Source organism: Bacillus sp. BC08 (assembly GCF_054326875.1).
Map to the genome: position 1 here is coordinate 267,565 of NZ_JBTGPA010000037.1, position 24,195 is coordinate 291,759.

Genomic DNA, 24,195 nt, shown 5'->3' on the forward strand with positions numbered 1-24,195 from the left:
GGGAGGTTCATCAATTGAACATCTTCAATATTGCAGTTATGCATATTAAAAGAGATTTCAGGGACGTAAGAACTTTAGTTTTTATGTTAGCATTTCCGATTGTGCTTATGCTTGTGTTAGGAACAGCGTTAACGAATGCATTTAATAGTGATAGTCAATCGATTAAGGATATACAAGTGCTGTATAAAGATGAAGCGAGTAGCACACTTTCTCAATCGTTTGCAGCATTTACGAAAGAAATCGATAAATCGGGTATTCATTTTAAAAAAGCTTCAGGCAGTATAGATGGGAAAGAAGAAGTGAAGCAAAATAAATATGCTGCTTATGTAGAATTAAATGAAGATGGTGCAAAATTTTACGGAAGTGACAAAAGTAGTATTGAGGGAAGTATTGTGGAAGGCATGCTTTCAACATTTGTTGATAAGTACAATGTAGCAACCGAAGTTGCAAAAGTAGATCCTAGTAAGGTGAGCGCAGTTATTTCAAATGGAAATCATAATGATTATATAAAAGAAACATCTTTACAAGCTGCGAAAAAACCAGGTTCTATGGATTACTATGCGGTTGTAATGACGACGATGATAGCACTATATGCTGGGATGGGAGCGAGTTCTTTAATTCGAGGAGAACGAATACGTAAAACAGGAGATCGTCTCATTGCTGCACCTATAAGTAAGGCTGAAATATTCATTGGAAAAGTACTAGGTAGCCTAGTAGCAAATGCCCTTTGCGTATTACTTGTCATGTTATTTAGCAAATTTGTATTTCAAGCGAATTGGGGCGAACATCTTGGAATCATATTTATTATTTTATTAACACAAATCTTTCTAGCAATTAGCTTCGGTTTAGGGATTGGATATATTACGAAAACAGCTGAATCATCGAGAGCGATTATTCTTGTAGTTGTGCAATTAGCCTCTATTTTTGGTGGTGCATATTTCGTAATAGAAGAAAACGTCGTTACGAATTTATCACCATTAACTTGGGCAAACACAGCTGTTATGAAAATTATTTATGCAAATGATGTAGGAGCAGCACTGCCGGTAATATCTTTAAATCTTGGCATTTCGGCACTCTTTTTATTAATAGCAATTATTGCATTACGTAGACGGGAGGGGCTATAGTATGAAAGATATTTTATGGCTCATACAAAAAACGTTATCTGTACTTTTGAAAAATAAAAAAGGGTTATTCATTATTATTAGTTTGCCGATAATCGGAACGCTAATCTCCTTCTCAATGTATGGGAATGTGGGGCAAGGGACGTTAAATATCGGGGTTATAAATAAAGAAAATCAATCTATAGCAAATGATACGGTGAAATTTTTAGAAGGATTAAATCATGTAAAGGTAAGTAAAATTAAAGAATCTGAAGTAGAAGATAAACTCACTTCTAAAAAACTTGATGGAGTTATTACATTAGATTCTGGTTTTTCAAAAAGTGTTCGAGAAGGGAAACCAGCTCATATTGAAATTTCATCGATTAAAGGTGATCAAGTAACAGGATTTATAAAATCATATTTATACAATTATATTGATAATGTAGCGGCTATTAGTAAAGTAGCAGGAACAGATCAAAGTACATTTGATACTATGTACGCTGGGTATCAAAAAAGTGCATTTAAAATGAAAACTGAAACGCTAGAAGATACTTCGAAAAATAAAGATATGACAAACCAATCGATGGGTTATCTTATTATGTTTATGTTGTTTTCAGCAGCGAACTTATCTGGTCAGATTTTAAAAGAAAAAGAGAATAGAACGTATTTTAGACTCATATCAACGCCGATAGATGGGAAGAAATTCATATTATCTAATGTCGGGGTAAATATGATGCTATTAACAGTACAAATTCTAATTACAATCTTATTCCTAACAAATGTTTTTCATACGAATATCAATATGCCTTTCATCGTGATGATTGGTGTACTCATGCTGTTTGCTTTAATAGCGATTGGAATATCGTTAGTCCTTGTCGCTTTTTCGAAAAACTCAGCATCGGCAAATGCACTGCAAAATATGATTATTGTACCGACATGTTTGCTGGCTGGATGTTATTTTCCGTATGACATTATGCCGAAAGCAGTGCAAAAAGTAGCTGATTTTCTTCCGCAGAGATGGCTATTAGATACGGTATCAAAACTACAACAAGGAATTCCAATTTCAGATTTGTATTTAAATATTTTAATCCTAATTGCCTTTGCGGTAGCATTCTTCTTAATTGCTATTTATAAGTTTGGAAGAAATAATGATGCGAGAAACTTTGTTTAATATGAAAAGGGTGTGACGTTAAGTCGCATCTTTTTTTGTATGAAGCATGAAATCTAAATTTGAATGACAAAATAGAAGGGTGGAAAGAAAAGGAGCGGAAGGAAATCAAAATGATAAAAAAAATATTGCGAGTTACTTCTATTGTAATTACTATTTTCGTTTTTATTTTAATTTGGATGCATATCGATGTTACTTTAGGTAGAAAAATGGAAGCCGGGAAAAATATGCCGACAGAGTATGCACCTCATCATAGTGATTTTCAATTATATGTAGAAGGGAAGTCATTTTATAAACAGTTATTTACTGATATAAGAGAGGCGAAGCAATCTATTTACACGTATTTTTATATTTTGTCGGATGATAAAAGTAGCCATACTTTTTTAAACTTATTAAAAGAGAAGGCGAAAGAAGGGGTAAACGTCTATTTATCCGTTGATCGCATTAATGATTTATCATTCGAAAGAAAGATGATAAATGAATTGCGGGAAAGTGGTGTACATTTTACATATAGTAGAAAACCTGAATTGCCATTTGGATTTTATTCACTTCACCATCGCAATCATCGCCGTATTACGACGATTGATGGGGAGATTGGCTATACAGGTGGTTTTAATATAGGAGATGAGTACTTAGGAAAAGATAAGCGATTTGGATATTGGCGTGACTATCATGTACGGCTTAAAGGAGAAGGAGCAAAAGATTTAGAAGAACAATTCGCTTTAGATTGGAAACGAGATACGAAAGAACATATAAAAAGAAGTACGAATAAAGCGAGTAAAGGGAACACATTACATACGATGACTAGCTACAATGGACATCACGTCGCTGAAACATATATCAAATTAATAAAACAAGCGAAGCATTCAATTGTCATTACAACACCTTATTTTATAGCGACAAATAAAGAATTAATGAATGCTTTAATGGAAGCGCAAAAACGTGGTGTTACAGTAAAAATACTTTGGTCATATAAACCAGATATTCCTCTTATTAAAGAGGCGGCGTATCCGTATATTCGTCAAGCTGTTAATAATGGAATTAAAGTATATGGTTATAAAAAAGGGATGTTTCATGGGAAGCTAATGTTAATTGATAATGAACTAACTGTTATCGGTACAACAAATTTTACTTCACGAAGTTTCAATATAAATGATGAAATGAACTTGTATATTCATGGTGGTTCAATTGTAGGGCAAGTTAATGAGGCGTTAACGGAGGATTTTCATGATTCAAAAGAAATGACGAAAGAATTTTTTGAGAAGTTATCGTTTTGGGAGCGTTGTAAGGAGAAAATTGCGGGATTAGTGGATTTTTATTTATAAAGGTTAATGGAAAAGGATGTCTTTTATAGACATCCTTTTTTAATGAGAAATAATTAGTTTTCATGCACAAGCAATGAAGCATCATCATTAATCAATGTCCCCACATGCTCACCTAAGCAAATTCGTTTCATTACTCCAGGTTCATCAAAGTTAAAGACGTGTGCGGGTAAATTATAATCACGGGCAAGTAATAAAGCGGCTTGATCCATGACTTGAATGTTTTGCCTAACCACATCGTTATAGTTTAGTTTTCTGTACATTTTCGCTGATTTATTATGTTTTGGATCACTAGTAAAGACGCCATCTACGCCTTGTTTTGCGACTAATATTGCGTCACTATTCATTTCAATGGCTCTTTGAACACTTGGATAATCTGTCGTAACGAACGGTTGCCCGTTACCGCCGCCAAAAATGACAACATAACCGTTATCTAAATGATGTACTGCTCTGAGGCGAATATAAGGCTCTGCTACTGCATTAAACGGGATGGAAGTCATAACGCGTACTTCTCTATCTGTTTTACTTGTTAAAACGCCGCGAAGCATTAAGCTATTAATGATTGTACCTAACGTACCGATATTATCAGCTTCTACACGGTCAATTCCCCATTCTTCAGCTAGATGACCTCTGAAAATGTTACCGCCGCCGATGACAATGGATACTTCGATACCTAAGTCAATAATGGATATAATTTCGTTTGCGATATGTTCTAATCGTTTGGAGTTAAAGCTATTTCCGGATTGATCAGCAAGTGCGCCGCCGCTTAATTTAATTAAGACTCTTTTGTATGGCTTCATAACAATTCCCCCTATATAGATCGCAATAAAAAAGGAACAAAGGCAAATGCCTTTGTTCCTTTTTAAGAAAATGAAAAAGAAAAGAAGAAGATAGGTCGAATTTTTGTACATAATTTTTCATACCATCCACTCCTTTTCGCTTCGATTTGTTGTAAGTATATATCTTTTTGATTATACGAAACAATCTGATTACTTATCAAGTATATTTTATTTCTTTTTCATGAAAAGGTGTCAATGAAAAAGAGAAGAAAAATTTTTGAATTTTTTGTGACGAACTTGTAGGTTTTTGTATGATTTTGTAGGTTCGCCTATATGATGTGTGTGTAAGCTTTTATAAATAGGAAATGAAAGCGTTCGCATAAAGGGGATGAACATAAATGAAAAAATTCGGATTGGCAACACAAATTTTTGTTGCACTTGTTTTAGGGATTGTAGTAGGGGCAATCTTCTATGGTAATAAAACGGCGATTTCTTATATCACACCAATTGGGGATATATTTATTCACTTAATTAAAATGATTGTAGTACCGATTGTTATTTCAGCATTAATTGTTGCGGTAGCTGGTGTAGGAGATATGAAGAAGCTTGGGAAACTGGGCGGGAAGACGATTCTTTATTTCGAAATCATTACGACGATTGCTATTTTAATGGGATTACTTGCAGCGAATATATTCCAGCCAGGTACTGGCGTTGATATGAGTAATTTACAGCAAAGTGATATTTCTTCTTATAAACAAACAGCAGATGCAACAGAGAAGAAAGGCTTTGCAGAAACGATTGTTCATATTGTACCGAAAAATGTATTTGAATCGATTTCACAAGGTGACTTATTACCGATTATTTTCTTCTCCGTATTATTCGGTTTAGGAGTTGCGGCAATTGGAGACAAAGGAAAGCCTGTCTTTAACTTCTTTGAAGGTGTACTCGAAGCGATGTTTTGGGTTACAAATCAAGTTATGAAATTTGCACCATTTGGTGTATTCGCATTAATTGCGGTTACAGTTGCAAAATTTGGTGTAGCAACACTACTTCCTTTAGGAAAACTAGTGCTAGCTGTATACGTAACTGTTATACTATTCGTTGTGATTGTATTAGGTATTAATGCACGAATGGTTGGCGTAAACATTTTTACATTAATGAAAATTTTAAAAGAAGAACTTATTCTTTCATTTACGACAGCAAGTTCAGAAGCTGTTTTACCTAATATAATGAGAAAAATGGAAGAGTTCGGTTGTCCAAAGGCAGTTGCCTCTTTCGTAATTCCGACAGGTTATACATTTAACTTGACTGGATCGGCTATTTATCAAGCGTTAGCGGCATTGTTTGTTGCACAAATGTACGGTGTGCACATGTCACTGACAGAGCAAATTACGTTATTATTCGTTCTCATGTTAACATCCAAGGGTATGGCGGGAGTTCCAGGTGCATCATTCGTTGTTGTATTAGCAACGTTAGGTTCAATGGGATTACCACTAGAAGGTATCGCGTTAATTGCGGGAATTGACCGCATTTTAGATATGATTCGCTCATCTGTCAATGTATTAGGAAATGCATTAGCGGCCATTGTTATGTCGAAGTGGGAAGGCGAATTCGATAATGAGAAAGCAAAACAATATGTAGAAACAGTCAAAGAAACAAAAGCAGCATAAGAAATCGTTAAGGAGTGAATAATCATGGCAACATTAACTGAAGTTAAAAATGGTGTTCGAATTGAAAAAGATTTTTTAGGTGAAAAAGAAGTACCAAACTATGCATACTATGGCGTACAGACTATGCGTGCAGTAGAAAACTTCCCAATTACAGGATATAAAATCCATGAAGGCTTAATTAAAGCATTCGCAATTGTGAAAAAGGCTGCAGCGCTTGCTAATACAGATGTAGGAAGATTGGAATTGAACAAGGGCGGCGCGATCGCAGAAGCCGCTCAAGAAATTCTTGATGGAAAATGGCATGATCATTTCATCGTAGATCCAATCCAAGGCGGAGCAGGTACTTCAATGAACATGAATGCAAATGAAGTCATGGCCAATCGTGCTCTTGAATTATTAGGAATGGAAAAGGGAGACTATCATTATATTAGTCCAAATAGTCATGTAAACATGGCGCAATCAACAAATGATGCATTCCCAACGGCGATTCATATTGCAACATTAAACGCATTAGAAGGTTTATTACAAACGATGGGTTATATGCACGATGTATTTGAATTAAAAGCTGAGCAGTTCGATCATGTTATTAAAATGGGTCGTACACATTTACAAGACGCTGTGCCAATTCGTCTTGGGCAAGAATTTAAAGCGTATTCTCGTGTACTTGAACGTGATATGAAACGTATCAAGCAATCACGTCAACATCTATATGAAATAAATATGGGAGCAACTGCAGTTGGTACAGGCTTAAATGCAGATCCAGAATATATTGAAGCAGTTGTAAAACATTTAGCTACAATTAGTGAACTACCACTTGTTGGTGCAGAAGACTTAGTAGATGCAACGCAAAATACGGATGCATACACAGAAGTGTCTGCTGCACTTAAAGTTTGTATGATGAATATGTCTAAAATTGCAAATGACCTTCGCTTAATGGCATCAGGTCCACGCGTTGGTTTAGCGGAAATTATGCTACCTGCTCGTCAACCAGGTTCATCTATTATGCCAGGGAAAGTAAACCCTGTTATGCCAGAAGTAATTAATCAAATTGCGTTCCAAGTAATTGGTAACGACCATACAATTTGCCTTGCTTCAGAAGCAGGACAACTAGAATTAAACGTTATGGAACCAGTACTTGTTTTCAACTTACTTCAATCAATTAGCATTATGAATAATGGTTTCCGTGCCTTTACAGACAATTGCTTAAAAGGAATTGAAGCAAATGAAGATCGCTTAAAAGAGTATGTTGAGAAGAGTGTAGGAATTATTACAGCCGTGAACCCTCATATCGGTTATGAAGCAGCAGCTCGCGTTGCGAAAGAAGCAATTGCGACAGGGCAATCCGTTCGAGAACTTTGTGTGAAAAATGGTGTATTGTCACAAGAAGACTTAGAGTTAATTCTAGATCCATTCGAAATGACACACCCAGGGATTGCAGGAGCAACTCTTTTAAAGAAAAATTAAAAGAAGAGGGGGACAAGCCCCTCTTTTTTGTTTACAATATAGAAATGCTATATATGAATAGAGGTAGGGATGTTATGAGTAAGTTTACAGTAGCTTCTAATGGTTCATTAGAAACGACATTAAGAGGAGTAGAAGTATTATCAACACCACTTTTAAATAAAGGGGTCGCTTTCACGCAAGAAGAGAGAGAAGAATTAGGTTTAAAAGGGTTATTACCGCCAGCAGTTTTAACGTTAGAAGAACAAGCACGCCGAGCATATGAACAATTTTGTTCTCAGCCAGATGATTTATTAAAGAATGTATACTTAACAGCGTTGCATGATCGAAATGAAGTATTATTTTATCGTATATTAACAAATCATTTACGTGAAATGTTACCGATCGTATATACACCAACTGTTGGTGTAGCAATTCAAAGATATAGTCATGAATATCGTAAACCACGTGGTGTGTATTTATCAATTAACGATCCGTCAGGTATTGAAGAAGCATTCGCCAATATTGGTGCAACAGCAGAAAATATTGATTTAGTCGTTGTAACAGATGGAGAAGGCATACTTGGAATTGGTGACTGGGGCGTTGGTGGTATTAACATCGCAATCGGAAAACTAGCTGTTTATACGGCCGCGGTTGGAATCGATCCTAGTCGTGTATTACCGGTAATTCTAGACGTAGGTACAAATCGTGAAGAACTATTAAATAATCCATTTTATATTGGAAATCGTCACCCTCGTATAACTGGTGAAGCTTACGATGAGTTTATTGATACGTTTGTACAAGCGGTAAATAAGCAATTCCCGAAAGCACTATTACATTGGGAAGACTTTAGTTCTCGAAATGCACGAAAAATTTTAGATAAATATCGTCATGATATTTGTACATTTAATGATGATATTCAAGGTACAGGTGCAGTTTCTCTTGCTGCTGTATTATCGGCAGTGAAAGCTTCAGGTGTACCGTTAAGTGAACACCGCGTTGTTGTATTTGGTGCTGGGACGGCTGGGATCGGTATCGCAGATCAAGTTAGAGATGCAATGGTCCGCGTAGGCGTATCAGAAGAAGAATCATATAAGCGTTTCTGGTGTATTGATCGTAACGGGTTAGTTACAGATAATATGGAAGATCTTCTTGATTTCCAAATGCCGTATGCACGAAAAGAAGTGGAAGTAAGTGAGTGGAAACAAAATGATTTGATCGGACTTGCTGAAGTTGTGAAACATGTAAAACCGACAATTTTAATTGGTACATCAACGGTTGCAGGAGCATTTAAAGAAGAGATTATTAAAGAAATGGCTTCTCACGTAGAAAGACCAATCATTTTACCAATGTCGAATCCGACGCCACTTGCTGAAGCGAAACCAGCTGATTTAATCGAGTGGACAGAAGGAAAAGCATTAGTAGCAACAGGAAGTCCATTTGAACCAGTTACATATAACGGTGTAACGTATGTGATTGGACAATCAAATAATGCACTTATTTTCCCAGGGCTTGGCCTTGGAACAATTGTTGTACGTGCAAGCGTCATGACGGATGGAATGTTCGCAGCAGCTGCTGAAGCGGTTGCAAGCATGGTAGACACAAGTCAGCCAGGAGCACCTATTTTGCCAGAAGTTGAAGAGTTACGTAATATCTCGGAAATGGTTGCAATTGAAGTAGCGAAAGTTGCTGTTGCAGAAGGTGTAGCTAGAGAGAATTTAAGTGATAACGATATCAAGATTGCAGTGAAAGAAGCAATCTGGGAGCCAGAGTATCGCCAAATAAAAGCGGTAGAAAAGGTTAGAATATAGAAATAAAGCCCGTTTATTATATAAGCGGGCTTTCACTTTTACTACTGACAAAAAGTATAGGAAGTGGCACCTTTGAATTGGAATCAGTTATGGAAGAAAGATATATCCCTTTTAATTATATTAATGGTTGTTGTTCCGATTGCTGGAGAGCTTAATTTTCATCCTTTTAATGATACGTTTCGTGTTAGCTTTGGGACACCGCTTTTCTTCTTTTTATTGCTATTTTTAAGAAGAATACCAGCAGCGGCTGCGGGTATTCTTGTCGGTATATGTGTCGTTTTATTCCGTGTATGTCTTGACTGGGTTATGCAAGGTTCATTTCATATGACAGAATCATTTTATTTGCGTTATCCTGTGTTCTTTTATTATTTTATTTATGGAAGTCTTTTTTCATTTTGTAGGGTAAATAAATTTCATCAGAAACCAATCGTTATTGGTTGCCTTGGAATTACAATTGAAATTATCGCAAGTATGTCAGAACTAGCGATTTATCATATGGTCGTGCTTGGTACAACGATAACAGTTTCTGAGGTAAATAAACTTATCATTATTGCTATTTTCCGTAGTTTTTTTGCACTAGGCTTTTTAAATATGATGATTTTATATGAAACGAAATTAAAAGAATCGCAAGTCCGAAAAGAAAATGAAAAAATGTTCATGCACCTTTCAAATTTATATGTAGAATCAGTTCATTTGAAAAAAACGTTACAAAATGCGGAGTTAATTACACAAGAAGCATATCAACTATATCGAAATTTACAGGAGAAAAATGATTCTAGCAGTAAAGCAGCATTGAAAATAGCAGGAGAAGTGCACGAAATAAAAAAGGATAATCAAAGAATTTTTGCAGGATTATCTAAACTGTTATTAGATAAAAATGTGGCGGAGTATGTAGAAGGTCATGAGCTTACAGAAATGATTGTAAGAATAAATGAAAAGTATGCTGAAATGCTAGGTAAAGATATACGTTTTTCTAAACATATAAAAGGTGAACACGCTGCATATCACGTGTATACAGTGCTATCAATCTTTAATAACTTAGTTGCGAATGCAGTAGAAGCAATTGAAGATAGAGGTCTCATTCATATTAAGTTATATAAACGAGATCAACATGTAATCTTTGAAGTAATTGACGATGGCCCTGGTATTGCACAAAAGTATAAAAAATTAGTATTTAAGCCCGGGTTTACTTCCAAGTATGATCAAACAGGAACACCGTCAACAGGTATTGGACTTTCTTACATACACGAAATGGTAACAGAGCTTGGCGGAGAAGTAAGATTAGAAGACAATGAAACTGTAACAGGGTGTAAGTTTATCGTTTGTTTACCGGAGTGCAGTTTAAAGCGGGAAGGGGAATAGGTTTGTTTTATTATATCGTAGATGATGATGAAGTTTTCCGTTCGATGCTTTCGCAAATTATTGAGGATGGCGATCTTGGGGAAGTAATTGGAGAATCGGAAGATGGAGCTTTTGTTGAAGCGGAACAGCTAAATTATAAAAAAGTAGATATTTTATTTATTGATTTATTAATGCCGATGAGAGATGGCATTGAAACAGTTCGCCATATAGCGCCTTCATTCAATGGGAAAATTATTATGATTTCTCAAGTCGAATCGAAACAGCTCATTGGTGAGGCATATACACTTGGTGTGGAATATTATATTACGAAACCACTAAATAAAATAGAAGTAGTATCTGTTGTACGAAAAGTGATGGAGCGTATTCGTTTGGAACGCTCTATATATGACATTCAAAAATCATTAAATAATGTGTTTCAGTGGGAGAAGCCGCAAATACGTAGTGAAACAATGCAAGAAGGAAAGAAGATATCGGATTCAGGACGCTTCTTACTAGCGGAACTCGGTATTGCGGGAGAGAACGGAAGTAAAGATTTACTTAGTATGCTGGAATATTTATACGGACAAGAAAAGGCGCAAACATTTGAATTTGGATTTCCTGCGTTAAAAGATATTTTTCATCAAATAACAGTCAAAAAAGTAGATCATATAGCTTCGGATGCAGATATAGATAAGGAGAGAAAAGCATCTGAACAACGTGTAAGAAGAGCGATTTATCAATCATTGAATCATTTAGCTTCCCTTGGACTGACAGACTTTTCAAATCCGAAATTTGAAAGCTATGCTCCGAAATTTTTTGATTTCACTGTAGTTAGAAAACGGATGACAGAAATGACAAAGGATGAAATAGCGACTTCTGGCCATATACGAATTAATACGAAGAAATTTATTCAGGTGCTTTATTTTGAAGCGAAACGGTTGATGGAGATAGAGTGAAGAAGGTGCTTATAAATAAGCATCTTTTTTTGTTAAATCAATATTTTATATTTTCTCGTAGAGCATGTAAAATGTTAAGTAAGAGAAAATGGTTTTACATTAAGGAAGTGTCAAAACAATGAGTTTTACATTAAATAAATCGATTATAAAAGAAGTATGCGGAGAGACCTCCTATAAAAGAGGCGAAGCTTATTATAAATCAAATAAAGTAATCGTGAATCATTATGATGAAACGAAAGAAATTTGTGAGGCGACAGTAAAAGGGAATGAAGATTTTCATGTTACAGTAGCAAAAGCTCAAAAAGGTGATGTAGTTGCGAGATGTAGTTGTCCTTCGTTAGCGTCTTTTCAAACGTACTGTCAACATGTTGCAGCCGTACTAATACAAATAAATTATAATCAGCAAACGGGTGGCATGCTCCCTGCTAGTAGTGAAAATATGAGCGGAAGTGATCAATTAACGAATGGGATGTTTCAGTTGTTTGCAGACAAACCACTGCGGCCCAAAAGTAAACAACACCGTTTTGATACACGTGAAATATTAGATGTTGCGTTTATATGTTCACCAGTAGCGACGAAAAGTGGTGGGGCCCTTCTTGGAATTCAGTTAAAACTTGCGAAAACATATTTTATAAAGCATATTAGAGAATTTCTTTCTAAAGTAGAAAAAAGAGAAACTTTTCATTGTTCCAATGAATTTACATACACGCCAGATGTACATAGCTTCAGGCAAGAAACGGATGCGGTTATTCAGCAGCTGATTAAAATGTATCATAATGAAAAAATGTATGAAGATGCGTTAGAAGTACATGCGAAACAAGATGAAAGTATGATATTCATACCGCCAGCTTCGTGGAAAGATATGCTCTCTTCACTTACTAAAGTTGAGTATGTACAGCTGAAACAAAATGAGCAGCTGTTTCATGGCTTACAAATGTCAAACGGTTTATTACCATTACATTTTGAGTTTACGAAAGGAAATAATGGTGGATTCACACTTCATATAGACGGCCTACATCGTGTTCAAGTTATGGACATGTATAACAACGCTCTTTACGATGGGAAATTATATCATTTACCTATGGAAGATTGTATGCGACTTATTGAACTACAAAAGATGATGAGTCGCTCAAATAGCAATCAGTTTTATATTCCTGAAAGTAAGATGGAACATTTCGTAGCGAAAGTTGTACCAGGATTAATGAAACTTGGAACGGTACGCATTGATGAAGTAATATCAGATCATGTTGAAACACCGTCGCTAAAAGCAAAACTATATTTAGATCGAGTGAAAAATCGCTTGTTAGCAGGTCTTGAATTTCATTATGGCAATGTCGTGATTAATCCGCTAGAAGAAGACGGGCAGCCGTCTGTTTTTAATCGGGATGAGAAAAAGGAAAAAGAGATTTTAGACGTTATGAGTGAAAGTGCCTTCGCGAAAACAGAAGGTGGTTACTTTATGCATAATGAAGAGGCTGAGTATAACTTTTTATATCATGTCGTTCCAACGTTAAAAGGTTTAGTTGATATTTACGCGACAACAGCAATCAAATTACGCATTCATAAAGGGGATACAGCACCTCTTATTAGAGTAAGAAGAAAAGAAAGAATTGATTGGTTATCATTTCGTTTTGATATAAAAGGAATACCGGAAGCGGAAATTAAAGGTGTATTAGTCGCTCTTGAAGAGAAACGTAAATATTACCGATTAGCGAACGGTTCTTTATTATCACTAGAAAGTAAAGAGTTTAATGAAATTAATCAGTTTGTAAAAGAATCAGGTATTCGAAAAGAATTTTTACATGGGGAAGAAGTGAATGTTCCACTTATTCGGAGTGTAAAATGGATGAACGGACTTCACGAAGGTCATGTTTTAAGTTTAGATGAGTCTGTTCAAGATTTAGTTGAAAGCATTCAAAACCCGAAAAAATTAAAGTTTACAGTACCGCAAACTTTACAGGCTGTAATGAGAGAGTATCAAGTATACGGATTCGAATGGATGAAAACACTTGCCTATTACCGTTTTGGCGGTATTTTAGCAGACGATATGGGACTTGGAAAAACTCTGCAAAGTATTGCTTTTATAGATTCTGTTTTGCCTGAAATTCGGGAGAAGAAGCTACCTATATTAGTCGTTTCACCGTCCTCGCTCGTCTACAATTGGTTTAGTGAATTGAAAAAATTCGCCCCGCATATTAGAGCGGTTATTGCAGATGGAAATCAAACAGAACGACGAAAAATTTTAAAGGACGTAGCGGAATTTGATGTCGTAATTACGTCATATCCGTTACTGAGAAGAGATATAAGATCGTATGCGAGGCCGTTTCATACACTATTTCTTGATGAAGCACAGGCGTTTAAAAATCCTACAACGCAAACTGCAAGAGCAGTGAAAACTATTCAAGCTGAGCATCGTTTCGGACTAACGGGAACGCCTGTAGAAAATTCATTAGAAGAGCTATGGTCTATCTTCTATGTCGTCTTTCCGGAATTATTACCGGGAAGAAAAGAATTCGGTGATTTAAGGCGAGAAGATATAGCAAAGCGCGTAAAACCTTTCGTATTAAGACGACTAAAAGAAGATGTATTACAGGAGCTTCCAGATAAAATAGAGCACTTACAGTCATCGGAGTTATTACCAGATCAAAAGAGACTATATGCTGCTTATTTAGCGAAATTAAGGGAAGAAACGTTAAAGCATTTAGATAAAGATACGTTACGTAAAAATAAAATTAGAATTTTAGCTGGCTTAACGAGATTACGACAAATTTGTAATCATCCCGCTTTATTCGTTGATGATTACAAGGGGAGTTCAGCTAAATTTGAGCAACTGTTAGAGATATTAGAGGAATGCAGAAGTACTGGTAAGAGAATTTTAATCTTTTCTCAATTTACGAAGATGCTGTCTATTATTGGTCGTGAGTTAAACCGTCAAGCTGTTCCATACTTTTATTTAGACGGAAATACACCTTCGCAAGAACGTGTAGAGCTATGTGACCGGTTTAACGAAGGAGAAGGGGATCTATTTCTCATTTCTTTAAAAGCTGGTGGTACGGGTCTTAATTTAACGGGTGCCGATACGGTTATATTGTACGATTTATGGTGGAATCCAGCTGTTGAACAACAAGCAGCAGATAGAGCATATCGAATGGGACAAAAAAATACGGTACAAGTTATTAAATTAGTGGCTCACGGAACAATTGAGGAAAAAATGCATGAACTGCAAGAGAGTAAGAAAAATTTAATCGCTGAAGTGATTGAGCCGGGAGAAGAGAAATTGTCCTCAATTACTGAGGAAGAAATTCGAGATATTTTAATGATCTAATATAAAAAGCTATGCCTTCAAATGTATGAGGGCATAGCTTTTTTGTTGTAATAATTATATTTTGTTTTGTACAAAGTAAAGAAATCAAATGTTATTTAGATTACTTCTTTGTGCCTTTACTTTTGTATGGCTTGGCAGCTGCCTTTTTCTTTGCACTTGATTGCCAACGGTTCCACCCTTTACTTCCTGTACCTTGTCCTACACCTTTTTTTGGTTTTGCTTTCGTTTTACTCATATGATCACTCCGTTATATAAAAATCTTATTTGATAATAGTCAATGATTTAGAAAATACTCTTTATAAATGACTATGTTTACTTTAAGTAAAAATAAACTGCTTGAATGCTATAGTATAACACGAATTTGCACTTAAACTGAAAGGAATTACAAAGAAAATGAAAATAATACGAAATACTGCGGATTCTATATTTCGAACGATTACATTACTTGTTGTGTATATGTTAGTTTCGGTTAGTGAAACATTTTTTGGATTGACAAGACAGAAGAAGTAAAGCCGTTATATTGAAAACAATCAATAAAGCCGTAAAATAAAGAATTGAAAAATATTTTTTAATTTTTGTTGACTTTCTTTATTTTTTGTATAGAATAATCATTAATAAAATGTTTCAGAGATGTGACAACAAAACGACTATGAAAGGACGAGTAGTAGTAGGATGTAGTCTAAGCGAGTCAGGGGTGGTGTGAGCCTGATACGAAGCCTATTATGAAGAACCTCCTGGAGTTGCTAACCGAAATCCTTTACAGGAAAGTAGATTTAGCCGGGAACTTCGCCGTTACAAGAAGAACAGTATCGAGATATTTCATCTCCGTACTGTATAAGTGAGCAACCTCTGTTGCTAATTTGGGTGGTACCGCGGAACCAAAGTCTTTCGTCCCAGTTTTTTTGGGAAAGAAGGGCTTTTTTTGTTGGCTTCTTTTCACAACATCCAAACATTTTAGGAGGAAACCACCATGTATCAATCATTAATGACAGTAAGAGAGACTCAAATCGCAATTAAGGAAGTTAAAACATTTTTTGAGGATCAATTAGCAAAACGCCTTGAACTATTCCGTGTATCTGCACCATTATTCGTAACGAAAAAATCAGGATTAAACGATCACTTAAACGGTGTAGAACGTCCAATTGAATTTGATATGTTACATTCAGGAGAAGAATTAGAAATTGTTCACTCACTAGCGAAGTGGAAAAGATTCGCATTACATGAATATGGATATGAAGCTGGTGAAGGTTTATATACAAACATGAACGCGATTCGTCGTGATGAAGAACTTGATGCAACACATTCCATTTACGTTGACCAATGGGATTGGGAAAAAATCGTTCAAAAAGAATGGCGTACTGTAGATTACTTACAAAAAACAGTACAAACAATTTATGGAATATTCAAAGATTTAGAAGATCACTTATTTGAAAAGTATCCGTTCCTTGGAAAGTATTTACCAGAAGAAATTGTTTTTATCACTTCCCAAGAACTAGAAGATAAATATCCAGAATTAACACCGAAAGATCGTGAACACGCAATTGCAAAAGAACACGGTGCAGTCTTCATTATCGGAATTGGTGATGCACTTCGTTCAGGTGAAAAGCATGATGGGCGCGCAGCTGATTATGATGATTGGAAATTAAACGGTGACATTTTATTTTGGCACCCAGTATTACAATCTTCATTCGAATTATCATCAATGGGAATTCGTGTTGATAGCAAATCACTTGATGAGCAATTAACGAAAACAGGTGAAGATTTCAAACGTGAGTACGATTTCCATAAAGGTATTTTAGAAGACGTACTACCATTAACAATTGGCGGTGGTATTGGACAATCAAGAATGTGCATGTACTTCTTACGAAAAGCACATATCGGTGAAGTTCAATCTTCTGTATGGCCTGACGATTTACGTGAAGCTTGCAAGAAAGAAAACATTCATCTGTTTTAATAGAAGAGAGAGAATAACTCAAAGAGTTATTCTCTCTTTTTTATGGTGTAAACGAATGGTTTACAGTGGATTGTACCAATAGTTTCTTTCTTTTTTATCTCCTATTATGTCATAATTTGTTAAAGGAGGGGACGTTATGAGCTTAGGACAACAACTTAAAAGACTACGAGAGTCAAATGGGTTTTCGCAGGAAGATGTTGCTAAAAAGATTGGTATAACGAGGCAAGCAGTGTATAAAGTGAAACTTTAATCAGTGGGTGATTTATCCTACTGATTATTAGTTGAACCAATCGGGCTTTTATAGGCAGTTAATCGCATCTGGTTGCCTTGATTGTGCTTAAAAGCTTTGATGAGATTTACTGCCTGTTAAAGCGGGGTAAGTGGGAAAATGATAAAAGTTGCCCTGATATTGAAAATTTGATTTTATTGAGCGAAATGTATAATGTTACGCTCGATGATTTAATAAAAGGGAACCAAAATTTAAAAGAGAAAATACATATTGATGAAGATGAGGATTTTGAGAAAGAGAATGAGTTTGGTTTTTAGATTGGGTTTGGTTTGCTAATTGTGAGTGCTTTCGTTGATTATGAAGGAATGCAAGAAATCTTATTAGGAATAGCACTATTCATGATGGTTTTTTACTCTGACGTGAAGAAAGTTATTTTGAATGAGTTCAGATCGTTTTTTTAAAGAAAAGATATATATGATAAAAAGTGATAAGAGTCCGTTATATTTCCTAGGAAAGAGTATAACAAGCAATTGAATTGTTTTATAATAATTTTGAGGTATTGATAGTATGTTAAAAAGTTCAAACAAGCATAACCCCGTTCTAAAGTTAGGACGGGGTTCAAAATCTAAGTTTTATTAAGCGTAAAATTCTTTCAAATATTTTTACTTCAGTAAAACATTACTTACTTGTTACCAAGTTCTTCCGCTAAACCGATTAAAATTCCTTCGGTTCCACGAATGTAGCAGAGTCGATACGAGTCCTCGTACTGAACTACTTCACCAACGAGCTGAGCACCATGATTCTTAGTAAGTCTAGATACCATTTCGTCAATGTCTTCAATGGTGAACATAACGCGCAAATAACCGAGGGCATTTACAGGAGCTGTCCGGTGATCTGCAATAGTAGGTGGTGTGAGAAAGCGCGAAAGTTCAATTCGGCTATGGCCATCTGGGGTTACCATCATAGCAATCTCTACGCACTGAGAACCGAGTCCGGTTACGCGCCCAGCCCATTCACCTTCGACAGTAGCTCGCCCTTCGAGTTTTAATCCAATCTCTTCGAAGAAAGAGATTGCGTTATCAAGAGATTCTACAACGATGCTGACATTGTCCATTCTTAGTAATTTGTTGTTTGCCATAGTTTTTATCTCCTTATACGTAGAAATTTATTATTTAATTCTCCTCATAATTATACTAAAGTTCCTTCTAAACAAAAAACACCTTGTCACAGTGTAGGAAAATGTGACAAGGTGTTTTCGGGTATAGAATAAACATTTTGTTAACGAACAAAACCTCGGAAACCTTCTACTACTGATATACGCATGAACTTTATTTCGTGAATGCTATTATTGTAAGAATTTGATAATGTAGTTTCTATTCGATAATATAACTTCGACTTCCCCGCAAAATATTCCCATCCTATTTCTATTAATATAGGAAGGAAATAGATTCATATAATTTATTTTAAGTTTTACTAGTAGAAATTAACTCATCTGCACGAAAGGCTCAATTTTCGCCATAAATGATTGATGCAGTGCCTCGACACCTGTTACTAAATGAAGGCGGTCAATAACAACTGATACTTTAATTTCTGATGTACTTACCATTTTAATATGGATATCTTCTTCTTTTAAAGTAGTGAACATATTCGCAGCAACACCAGGATTAGAGACCATACCAAATCCTACAATTGATATTTTTGCTAAATGATTTTCATATTCTACTGATTCATATTGTAATGTTTCTTGATGTTGCTCTAATACCTCTAATGTTTCTTTTAAATCATTAGAATGGATTGAGAAGGAGAGATGAACAGTTCCTTCATTTGTAATACTTTGAATAATGATATCTACATTAATATGTGCCGCTGCTAATGTAGAGAAAACTGTTGAAAGTGCACCTTGTTCCAAACCTTTCATTGTGACGCGTGTAATATTATCTTCAAATGCAATACCTTTAACGATTGATTGTTGTTCCATGTTACATTCTCCTTTTACAATTGTTCCATTTTCTTGTTCCATACTTGAGCGAACTTCTAAAATAACACTATGATTTTTAGCAAATTCAACAGCACGTGGGTGTAATACACCAGCACCAAGATTCGCTAGTTCTAACATTTCATCATAAGAAATTTCATCTAATTTATAAGCATCTTTTACAACTCGTGGGTCCGTCGTATATACACCGGTCACATCTGTGTAAATATCACATTTTTTTGCTTTCAGTGCAGCAGCTAATGCAACAGCCGTTGTATCAGAACCACCGCGCCCAAGCGTTGTAATTTCATGTTTTCCACTAATTCCTTGGAAGCCAGCTACAATAACAATCGTACCTTCAGTAAGATAAGACTGAATTCGATCTGTATGAATGTCAGTAATCCGTGCACTACTATGTACAGATTCTGTCGTAATACCAGCTTGCCATCCTGTTAATGAAATCGCGTTATAACCTTTTGCTTGTAGTGCCATCGTTAATAATGAAATCGTTACTTGTTCTCCTGTAGATAAAAGCATATCCATTTCGCGTTTACTCGGATTTTCTGAAATCGCGTTAGCAAGTGCGACAAGTTCATCTGTATTTTTCCCCATTGCCGAAACGACAGAGACGATACTATGTCCTCGTTCATATTCTTCAATAATTAAATTTGCTACATGTTGAATACGCTCAACACTTCCGACAGAAGTGCCACCAAATTTTTGTACAATCGTTTCCATTACGAATTCCTTCTTTCATCCATTTTTAAGAATAGATTAGGACATATATAAATCCCAATATTCCTGTAGTTACCAGAGAAAAACAAAAAACACCATCTCAAATAAGTGAGGATGGTGCTGTTACAGGAAAAGGGAAACAGAAAACGGAGCTAATAAAAAAACCGCCAAAAAAGGAATATCATAAAAATGATATCTCTTTTTTGTAGATAGCTCTTCATACATACACTTCTGTACATATGACAGTTCTGTTTCTATTCGAAAACAGCCCCAATCGATAAATGCAGAGAAAATTATCGATTTCGGCAATACTTCCTTTCATCTAATTTCATAGACATCTCTGTGTCTCCATTAGAATAATCATAAGTATTGCAACCTCTATCTCACGTTTTAGGCGAGAGTGTTTGATTTATGAAGTTGTTGGTAACATTTGTTTTATAATAATTTAAATTTTTCGGGGAATCAAGTGTTTTGTATAAGTTTTAAAAATTCTTTCTTTTCTTGGAGGAGTTTGTGAAAAGCGTAGCAAAATAAATTCATAGCATGTACATTAAATTTATAGTGTATTGGAGGTGGAAGAATGAAGGGGAAAAAGCCTATTTATGTTTCGGCAGAAATGAAAACGACAATGGAGAAATTATGGGAATATACGCAAGAGCCAAACATACATACAGAGTGGGATGCCCGCTTTACTGAAATTTCATATTTAGAGAAAAAAGAAGGAGAACCGCAGAAGTTTTTATATAAAACGAAAATCGGATTTGGACTTGAAATAGCTGGTGAAGGGGAATCGATAGGAGAAATAAGAAAAGAAACGGGTGAACGGATTTCTTCTTTAAAATTTTGGACAGATAATCAATTATCACTTATTCAAATAGGGCGTGGTTATTGGAGGTATACACCGTGTAAAGAACACATTCATTTTGAGACACAATATGATTATAATACGAGATTTGGTCGTATAGGGAATGTAATAGATATCTATATGTTTCGGCCGTTATTGGGCTGGGCGACTGCTTGGAGTTTTGATGCTTTAAAATTATGGTTAGAGAAGGGGTTGCACCCTAGATTACTAATTAGAAGAACAATGACATACTGGCTCGTATGTTTTTTATTTGCATTTGTATGGATGTATCAAGGAATAGTGCCGAAACTAGTGTTTACTCATTCAGAAGAACTAAAAATGCTATCTGTGATGATTGGTTCAACTGAACATAGTATTTTTGTACTTAAAATAATGGGATTACTAGAAATTATTTTTGGTGTCCTATGGCTGTTGCCATTTCCGAAACGAAAAGTATTTGTCGTACATATCTTTATGTTAATAGCCTTAACGATTTCGGCAGGATTTACGAATATCGTAAGCTTTACAGAGCCGTTTAATCCAATTGCATTAAATGTTCTACTAATGGGGTTATCAATTGTCGGTTACATAAACAGCACGAATTTGCCAAGTGCAAAAAATTGTAAGAGGAAGAGAGAGGGATAATGTATGGCTAATATGTATGAAAGACTATTAGGGGATTCTTATAAAAAACTTCATCCGAAATTACAGAAACGCTATGAGATTACGGAAGAAAAGTGCTTTACTGGAGAAGGAAAGATGGATGAAATTTACGGAGGTTCTATTTTCGTAAAATTAATATTAAAAATTGCATCGAAGTTTAGAATGTTTTTCTCTGAGCGGGGGAAGGAAGTGCCATTTACAATCCATAATACCGCTGAGCGAGATGAACATGGAAATGAACTTGTGCGGTGGAATCGTACTTTTTATTTTCATAATAAGAAAAGATACTTTAACGCTATTATGCAGAGGGATAAAGAGAATAATGAAATTGTAGATTATTTTGGTGAACCGCATATACTTATTTCTACATTGCATTTTCATATTGATGAGGTGGGGGCAATGCATATTTCTTCAAAGAAACAATGGTTTTACATGTTTGGAAGGAAAGTTCCGTTACCTACGTTTTTATACGGGGATGCCAACATTGTAGAAAGTTATGATGAAACACTACAATGCTTTCGAATTCATGTACAAGTACGAAATCCGTTAATTGGTTCATTATTTTCATATAAGGGAACATTTGTGGAGAGGAAATAAATGATATGAAAAATATAATAGTTGGACTTGCTTGTTATATTATTTTTCTAATATGTGAGTGGTCAAATGTAAACCCAGTGGAAGCAATTATTTTATTATCTATTTTGTTATTTATACCGATGTCATTTTACATCATTGATAAGAAAACAAGAAATGGATCATATGTATTCTTTTATAAACTGGTATCGCTGTTATATCCAATCGCAGCAATTAGTGAAACGCTAGCTTTCGTAACAAATCACTATTTCTTTGCGTTACTTTGGTTTGTATATACAGGAATTGTTGCGTTATTTGGTGTAAGTAGATTACTAGAAAGAGGCTGGAAACCGTTAGAAGAGGTGGCTATTGATAGTGCGTTTATGTATTTGTTTTTAGGTGGTTTCTGGTTTTTTGCTTCAGTAGCAAAACTTTCCATTATGCATTTTAGTTCTGAAATTGTTTTGCTTACCGCTGCACACTTTCATTATTCGGCATTTCTATTGCCGTTATCAGCTGGTTTCATTGGGAGAAAAAGAGAAAAGAGAAGTAAAATATATGATGCTATTATGTTTATCATAATCATTTCACCTATGACAGTTGCAATAGGAATTACGTACTCAAGAGTATTTGAATTTTTTGCAGTGTTCCTATATTTATGTGCGATTTATGGTTATGGGATGTATGTTTGGCGCACGAAATTTAATGCTATCAGTGCAAAGGTTCTTCTGATCATATCGTCTAGTACACTCATGGTAACAATTATGTTTTCACTTATATATTCATATGGGAATTTGAAACATGTAATGACGATTACAATTGCTCAAATGGTTTGGATTCACGGTGTTGTCAATGGAATTGGAGTGGCGTTACCAGCATTTGTCGGTTGGATGATTGAAGAGAGTGCTCCGAATTATAAATATTACGGGAAATCAATGAGCAGGTTAAGAGGAAATACGACAGTTGGGGAAGCATTTTTACATAACAGAAATTTAATAGATAGCAAGGAATACAAAGGTTTAGTTGATAATATGAATGATTTTCATAGTGAGGCATTTAACATGGCGAAGGTTCCTTTAAGTATTATTCGGTTTTATGAACATACAAAAGAGTATGAGTTACAATCGCATATTAAATGGACTCGCTGGTTCCGCCCGGTTGCATTTTGTTATGAGAAAATGAGTAAGCGTGTAGGTCAAGTACATTTAGGAATGGGCGGCAAGTGGGAAACGATGCAAGGCTCTATCATTGGGATAATAGATGCAAAGGATGGAAGAGAGAATGTAAGGGCTTGGCTGAGAAAAAATGAAGCAGGAGAATCTATATTTGTAGCTCTTTACTCAAAGCATACATATATGAACGAGACATATATGAATATTGCATTACCTTTACCATATTCAAATATGACGGGGGTTTTGAAATTATGTAATAAGAGTAATGATTTAATTATTACTAGTAAGCTAAGAGAAAATGGTAAGGGAGATGAGGGTATTTATTTACATACTCATTTCTTTACAATACGTTTACCGTTAGCAGAGACATTTATTATTACAGAGAGAACGGATCACATATTAGAAGCTAATCATAGAATGTGGATATTTGGAGTTAAGTTTTTAGAAATTGATTATGAGATTAAGAAAATAGAGGAGAAGTAGGAAAAGCTTGGAGAGATTCCAAGCTTTTTTATGTATGGGTAATTGTCATAGCAACTTGTTTATCTAAGTCTCGGTCCCAGACGCGTTGAATTTCAAACGTACCTTTTTCAAAAAATAATGGGAATCTCTCTTTAAACCAATCTTGCATAGGAAGATTTAATGCTGTATCGATTGGTACCCATAATAATTCGCCCTCTGGAGGATTCATAAGAAGTTCGCCTTCAAATGAGTCTGTCCAATAATTAAATACCATATATCGAACATTTTCTTTCGGATTTACGTATTCATCTAATCCCTTAAAATTTAAATTTGAGACAAGTAATCCAGTTTCTTCTTTTACTTCTCGTGTAGCAGCTTTAACGATACTTTCTGGGAAATCTACTTTTCCGCCAGGAGCGATATAGCCAGGGAAGCCTAGATGATCGGGGCGCTGTATTAGCAATACTTCGTTATTCCGCTGAATCATACACATCGTGTAAATACGGTGTTCTATATCTTTCCAATTGTTGCTCATATGAATCTCTCCCTTATAAAACCTTATAGTTTTTAACTATAGTTATATATGACAAAAAATACAATAATAATACAAAATTATACAAATTACAATTGACTATTACTAATTTTCAGAACTATAATTAGTCTGTTACATAAATAC

Annotated in this window: 19 protein-coding genes, 1 pseudogene, 1 riboswitch and 1 other annotated feature; of the genes and pseudogenes, 15 read left to right on the forward strand and 5 right to left on the reverse strand. The window is 35.2% G+C overall.

What is annotated here, in order from left to right:
- Positions 1-14: 14 nt before the first annotated feature.
- The 3 genes from ACXVYO_RS25070 to cls all read left to right on the forward strand — a co-directional run bounded on the left by ACXVYO_RS25070 (position 15) and on the right by cls (position 3,593).
- On the forward strand, positions 15-1,124 hold the full coding sequence (locus tag ACXVYO_RS25070) for an ABC transporter permease (RefSeq protein ID WP_458468817.1): 1,110 nt from the start codon (positions 15-17) through the stop codon (positions 1,122-1,124).
- Between the two features lies 1 nt (position 1,125).
- Positions 1,126-2,271 carry an ABC transporter permease gene (locus ACXVYO_RS25075; protein WP_458468819.1) on the forward strand — a complete coding sequence of 382 codons (1,146 nt, stop codon included), beginning with the start codon at positions 1,126-1,128 and terminating at the stop codon, positions 2,269-2,271.
- Between the two features lie 110 nt (positions 2,272-2,381).
- A complete protein-coding gene (gene cls / locus ACXVYO_RS25080) occupies positions 2,382-3,593 on the forward strand; it encodes a cardiolipin synthase (protein ID WP_458468821.1) in 1,212 nt (403 codons plus the stop codon).
- A 53-nt stretch (positions 3,594-3,646) separates the two neighbouring features.
- Here the strand turns inward: cls and pyrH are convergent, their stop codons facing one another.
- The gene (gene pyrH, locus ACXVYO_RS25085; RefSeq protein WP_000806134.1) at positions 3,647-4,390 is read right to left on the reverse strand and encodes a UMP kinase; all 744 of its coding nucleotides are present in this window, start codon (positions 4,388-4,390) and stop codon (positions 3,647-3,649) included.
- Between the two features lie 377 nt (positions 4,391-4,767).
- Here pyrH and ACXVYO_RS25090 point away from each other — a divergent pair, with 377 nt between their 5' ends.
- The 6 genes from ACXVYO_RS25090 (at position 4,768) to ACXVYO_RS25115 (ending at position 14,912) form a co-directional block, all read left to right on the forward strand.
- Positions 4,768-6,039: a cation:dicarboxylate symporter family transporter gene (locus tag ACXVYO_RS25090; RefSeq protein WP_063263619.1), complete on the forward strand. Its 1,272-nt coding sequence runs from the start codon at positions 4,768-4,770 to the stop codon at positions 6,037-6,039.
- 24 nt (positions 6,040-6,063) lie between these two features.
- Positions 6,064-7,503, forward strand: coding sequence for an aspartate ammonia-lyase (gene aspA / locus ACXVYO_RS25095; RefSeq protein WP_458468823.1), 1,440 nt, complete (start codon positions 6,064-6,066; stop codon positions 7,501-7,503).
- A 74-nt stretch (positions 7,504-7,577) separates the two neighbouring features.
- Positions 7,578-9,290: an oxaloacetate-decarboxylating malate dehydrogenase gene (gene malS, locus ACXVYO_RS25100; protein WP_458468824.1), complete on the forward strand. Its 1,713-nt coding sequence runs from the start codon at positions 7,578-7,580 to the stop codon at positions 9,288-9,290.
- Between the two features lie 63 nt (positions 9,291-9,353).
- Positions 9,354-10,652, forward strand: a complete 1,299-nt coding sequence (locus ACXVYO_RS25105) for a sensor histidine kinase (RefSeq protein ID WP_458468826.1) — start codon at positions 9,354-9,356, stop codon at positions 10,650-10,652.
- 2 nt (positions 10,653-10,654) lie between these two features.
- Positions 10,655-11,587, forward strand: coding sequence for a response regulator (locus tag ACXVYO_RS25110; RefSeq protein ID WP_458468828.1), 933 nt, complete (start codon positions 10,655-10,657; stop codon positions 11,585-11,587).
- A 118-nt stretch (positions 11,588-11,705) separates the two neighbouring features.
- Positions 11,706-14,912 (forward strand): DEAD/DEAH box helicase, encoded by a 3,207-nt coding sequence (locus tag ACXVYO_RS25115; protein ID WP_458468830.1) that lies wholly within the window; start codon positions 11,706-11,708, stop codon positions 14,910-14,912.
- Between the two features lie 100 nt (positions 14,913-15,012).
- Here the strand turns inward: ACXVYO_RS25115 and ACXVYO_RS25120 are convergent, their stop codons facing one another.
- On the reverse strand, positions 15,013-15,147 hold the full coding sequence (locus ACXVYO_RS25120) for a DUF3934 domain-containing protein (RefSeq protein ID WP_000047588.1): 135 nt from the start codon (positions 15,145-15,147) through the stop codon (positions 15,013-15,015).
- 405 nt (positions 15,148-15,552) lie between these two features.
- Positions 15,553-15,811, forward strand: a binding site (T-box leader).
- 71 nt (positions 15,812-15,882) lie between these two features.
- Here ACXVYO_RS25120 and asnA point away from each other — a divergent pair.
- From asnA to ACXVYO_RS25135, 3 genes and pseudogenes are all read left to right on the forward strand, one after another.
- On the forward strand, positions 15,883-16,866 hold the full coding sequence (gene asnA / locus ACXVYO_RS25125; protein ID WP_061676615.1) for an aspartate--ammonia ligase: 984 nt from the start codon (positions 15,883-15,885) through the stop codon (positions 16,864-16,866).
- A 136-nt stretch (positions 16,867-17,002) separates the two neighbouring features.
- Positions 17,003-17,116, forward strand: coding sequence for a helix-turn-helix transcriptional regulator (locus tag ACXVYO_RS25130; protein ID WP_458468832.1), 114 nt, complete (start codon positions 17,003-17,005; stop codon positions 17,114-17,116).
- Positions 17,117-17,244: 128 nt separating this feature from the next.
- A pseudogene (locus tag ACXVYO_RS25135) lies at positions 17,245-17,556 on the forward strand (helix-turn-helix domain-containing protein); the annotation flags it as partial.
- 221 nt (positions 17,557-17,777) lie between these two features.
- On the opposite strand, the gene ACXVYO_RS25140 reads toward ACXVYO_RS25135, so the two are convergent.
- Together ACXVYO_RS25140 and ACXVYO_RS25145 are read right to left on the reverse strand one after the other, a co-directional pair.
- Positions 17,778-18,233 carry a VOC family protein gene (locus ACXVYO_RS25140; RefSeq protein ID WP_458468834.1) on the reverse strand — a complete coding sequence of 152 codons (456 nt, stop codon included), beginning with the start codon at positions 18,231-18,233 and terminating at the stop codon, positions 17,778-17,780.
- Between the two features lie 345 nt (positions 18,234-18,578).
- Positions 18,579-19,808, reverse strand: coding sequence for an aspartate kinase (locus tag ACXVYO_RS25145; RefSeq protein ID WP_458468835.1), 1,230 nt, complete (start codon positions 19,806-19,808; stop codon positions 18,579-18,581).
- Positions 19,809-20,007: 199 nt separating this feature from the next.
- Positions 20,008-20,194: riboswitch (Lysine riboswitch) on the reverse strand.
- Between the two features lie 191 nt (positions 20,195-20,385).
- Here ACXVYO_RS25145 and ACXVYO_RS25150 point away from each other — a divergent pair.
- From ACXVYO_RS25150 to ACXVYO_RS25160, 3 genes are read left to right on the forward strand one after another with little or no spacing between them, the layout of a single operon-like run.
- Positions 20,386-21,294 carry a DoxX-like family protein gene (locus ACXVYO_RS25150; protein ID WP_458468837.1) on the forward strand — a complete coding sequence of 303 codons (909 nt, stop codon included), beginning with the start codon at positions 20,386-20,388 and terminating at the stop codon, positions 21,292-21,294.
- A gap of 3 nt (positions 21,295-21,297) precedes the next feature.
- Positions 21,298-21,909, forward strand: a complete 612-nt coding sequence (locus tag ACXVYO_RS25155; RefSeq protein ID WP_458468839.1) for a DUF4166 domain-containing protein — start codon at positions 21,298-21,300, stop codon at positions 21,907-21,909.
- Between the two features lie 5 nt (positions 21,910-21,914).
- Positions 21,915-23,540 (forward strand): YndJ family protein, encoded by a 1,626-nt coding sequence (locus ACXVYO_RS25160; RefSeq protein WP_458468840.1) that lies wholly within the window; start codon positions 21,915-21,917, stop codon positions 23,538-23,540.
- A gap of 28 nt (positions 23,541-23,568) precedes the next feature.
- On the opposite strand, the gene ACXVYO_RS25165 is transcribed toward ACXVYO_RS25160, so the two are convergent.
- Positions 23,569-24,054 (reverse strand): NUDIX domain-containing protein, encoded by a 486-nt coding sequence (locus ACXVYO_RS25165; RefSeq protein WP_458468842.1) that lies wholly within the window; start codon positions 24,052-24,054, stop codon positions 23,569-23,571.
- Between the last annotated feature and the right edge of the window lie 141 nt (positions 24,055-24,195).